The following is a 2771-nucleotide window of genomic DNA, read 5'->3' on the forward strand; positions in this document are numbered from 1 at the left end:
AAGCTGGAAATTAATTTAATACAATTTTTGTCGTGTACTTAGCACAAATATAAAAAAAAATATATTAGTTGAAGATGAATTTTTTGCTGTCAATGCTTTTGCCATTAACAACTAGAGTAACGATATATGTACCTGTACCAAAATTGTCTTTTTGAAAAGATTTAGAAATATCAAAACCTCTATCTTTGATTGTAAGACTATTAATAACAGACCCTTTTAAGTCATAAACTACTAATTTTGCCTCTGTAACTTCGCTTTCAATATTCATTGATACAGAAATTACATCAGAAGATGGATTAGGAGAAACACTTATAATTTTTGTGTTTTTTAATGAAATTAACTCATTATTTTGTCTTTGAAAATTAGTGTTAATTTGGTCTTGTAAAGCTGTAATTTGGTCTTGTTGTTGTTTAATTGCTTCAACTAATACTGGGATAATAGCACTGTAATTTACAGATTTTCTGCCCGAATTATCTGTATGAACGATTGATGGAATTACATTTTCTACTTCTTGAGCAATTAAACCATATTGTAGTCTATTATCAAAGTTTAAATCTGGAAATTGGCTAACTTTCCAATTATAAGTTTTACCATCTAATCTGTTAACAAGTTCTAAAGCATTGTTTATAGGAGCAATTTTTTCTTTATAAATAATGTCAGAAATGAATAAATTTGATATTGACTGTACCGCACCATTTACAGTAAGTTTGTTAGATGCTGTAGTTGTTCCAATGCCTACATTTGTACCATTATCAAATATTTGACTACAAGATAATCCTGTTCCATTATTTTTAGGTATAAAGTTGGCTGTAAAACAAGTACTGTTTACATTACCAAATGTTACTGTTTGTCTTGCTAAATTACCATTTACATCTGAAGTAATAAAAGTGTTGTTTGTTGTTGATGTTGGCAAATTTTCAAAACGAACAGTTCCGTTATTGTGAAGTTTAGCACTCGGTGCAGTTGTGTTGATACCGACGTTTGTACCATTATCAAACACTTGACTGCAAGTTAAACCGCTACCACCAGATTTTGTTAAAAAATTTGGAGTTGTACAAGCATTTGTAATACCTCCACCACCAAAAGAAGATGAAAGTTGACGACTAACAACTCCATTTGCATCAGCAGTAAGCACATAAGTATTTGTCGTTACCGTTGGAATACTTTCAAATCTTACTGAACCAAAAGTATGAAATCTAGTAGTTGGAGTTGTTGTACCAATTCCAACATTCCCATTTGCAAGTATCCTCATTAATTGAGTGTTTCCATTTTCCCAAGCAAATAAAGGTCTATTAACTACATTTGAAGCAGTTGTACCCCAAGGAAAATCTCCACTACCATTAGGCGCACCCAAATTTAATCCATTTCTGATTTCTGCCCTGTATATCATCATTGGTATAGAACCATTGTCTTGGGCAGAATTTGTTGTAATGAATTCTCTAAAAACAAATCTATTGTCTGCTTGATGATGAGCCCATAGAGATGGAATGAATTGACCAGCAACATTTGTTGAGTTTGTAATTTCTAAAAACTCTGTTGAGGAGTCGTTTACTCTAAAACTTGAAACTCTTTCTGCGTTGCCATTACTAGTTGCAACGTAAGGAAATTGTTGTGCAAACGAAATTGAGCTTAAAGCTAAAGCTCCAAAAAGTAAAAATCTTTTTTTCATGATATAAATAATTAAAATTAATATTCAAATTTAGTTTTTTCTGCGTTTAGTTGGTCAATGGTTTCCTCCAACGTTTTGCGGCTTTGCGTTCGGACGGGTGTTTTAGCACTGAACTCGATTCGAAGCACCACTGTTCAAATTTAGTAAAAAGCGTCAGACGAAGCACTGAACCCCGCCTGACGCAAAACCGCTGTTAGCAGTAGGTTTTCTTCTTGTCGTCAAGCTAGTTTTACAGTCTGATTAAGCAACTCTACATTGAAATTTATCTTTGCGTTAAGTGCTTTGAATACTTTAATTATTGTTTCAAATCTTGCATCAGTTAAGCTGTTTTCAAGTTTTGAAATTTGAGCTTTTTGAACACCAACAAGTCTTCCAAGCTCTTCTTGTGTCAAGTTGCGTTCTAAGCGTGCTTGTTTTATTGCTTCTCCAAGCAAGTCAAGTCGTAACTCGTTCTCAAAAGCTTCTCGCTTTGGTGTCCCACGTTTACCGATGTGTTTGTCAGTAATTTCTTCTAAGCTGTAAGTTTTTAATCCTTGCTTTTTCATTTTTTCTTGTCTTTAAGTTCAAAATATTTTTTTCTTAAACGTTCTGCTTTGTCTAAGTCACCTTGTGGAGTTTTATCTGTTTTCTTTATCAGTCCGTGAGTTGATATTACAACTGTGTCAGTCTTCTCTGATTTGTCCCAAAATGCAAAAAGCCTGTAGTGGGTTTTATTAAACAGCGTTCTAAACTCCCAAATCTCTTCAGTCAGTTTTTTGAAAAGCTCTTTGTCGTTTGAAAACCTTGCTTTTGTGATGTTGTAGATGATTTTATCTCTAACTTTCTCGTCAAGGCTGTCTAGAAACTCTGAAGCTTCTTCTAAAAACTCAACTTTAAATTTTGGTGTCTGCACTTGTTAAACGTTTCTGTAAAGATAAAAGTTTCTTTATTAGGAAACAAGTTTTTTTGTCGAGGAGTCTTTCTAAACTTACTGCTAACGGTTTGCCGCTTTGCGAAGGCGGGGTTTTCAGCACTAAACTTCATTAGATGCACAAAACTTGAATTTAGCACTTCACTTTCATAGAAGCACGAAACCCCCGCTTTTGCAAAACGGCTGTTAGCG

3 protein-coding genes are annotated in these 2771 nt (G+C 33.7%); all 3 read right to left on the bottom strand.

The annotated features are described in order from the left end of the window. Positions 1 to 64 precede the first annotated feature (64 nt). Positions 65 to 1669 carry a tail fiber domain-containing protein gene (locus CHX27_RS01620; protein ID WP_094485026.1) on the bottom strand — a complete coding sequence of 535 codons (1605 nt, stop codon included), beginning with the start codon at positions 1667 to 1669 and terminating at the stop codon, positions 65 to 67. A gap of 218 nt (positions 1670 to 1887) precedes the next feature. After that, positions 1888 to 2214 (bottom strand): helix-turn-helix transcriptional regulator, encoded by a 327-nt coding sequence (locus CHX27_RS01625; protein ID WP_094485027.1) that lies wholly within the window; start codon positions 2212 to 2214, stop codon positions 1888 to 1890. Further along, positions 2211 to 2561: a type II toxin-antitoxin system RelE/ParE family toxin gene (locus CHX27_RS01630; protein ID WP_094485028.1), complete on the bottom strand. Its 351-nt coding sequence runs from the start codon at positions 2559 to 2561 to the stop codon at positions 2211 to 2213. Before CHX27_RS01630 ends, CHX27_RS01625 begins: the two co-directional genes overlap by 4 nt. Positions 2562 to 2771: the final 210 nt, after the last annotated feature.

Origin of the sequence: Flavobacterium aurantiibacter, assembly GCF_002251775.1 — a bacterium.
GTDB lineage: Bacteria > Bacteroidota > Bacteroidia > Flavobacteriales > Flavobacteriaceae > Flavobacterium > Flavobacterium aurantiibacter.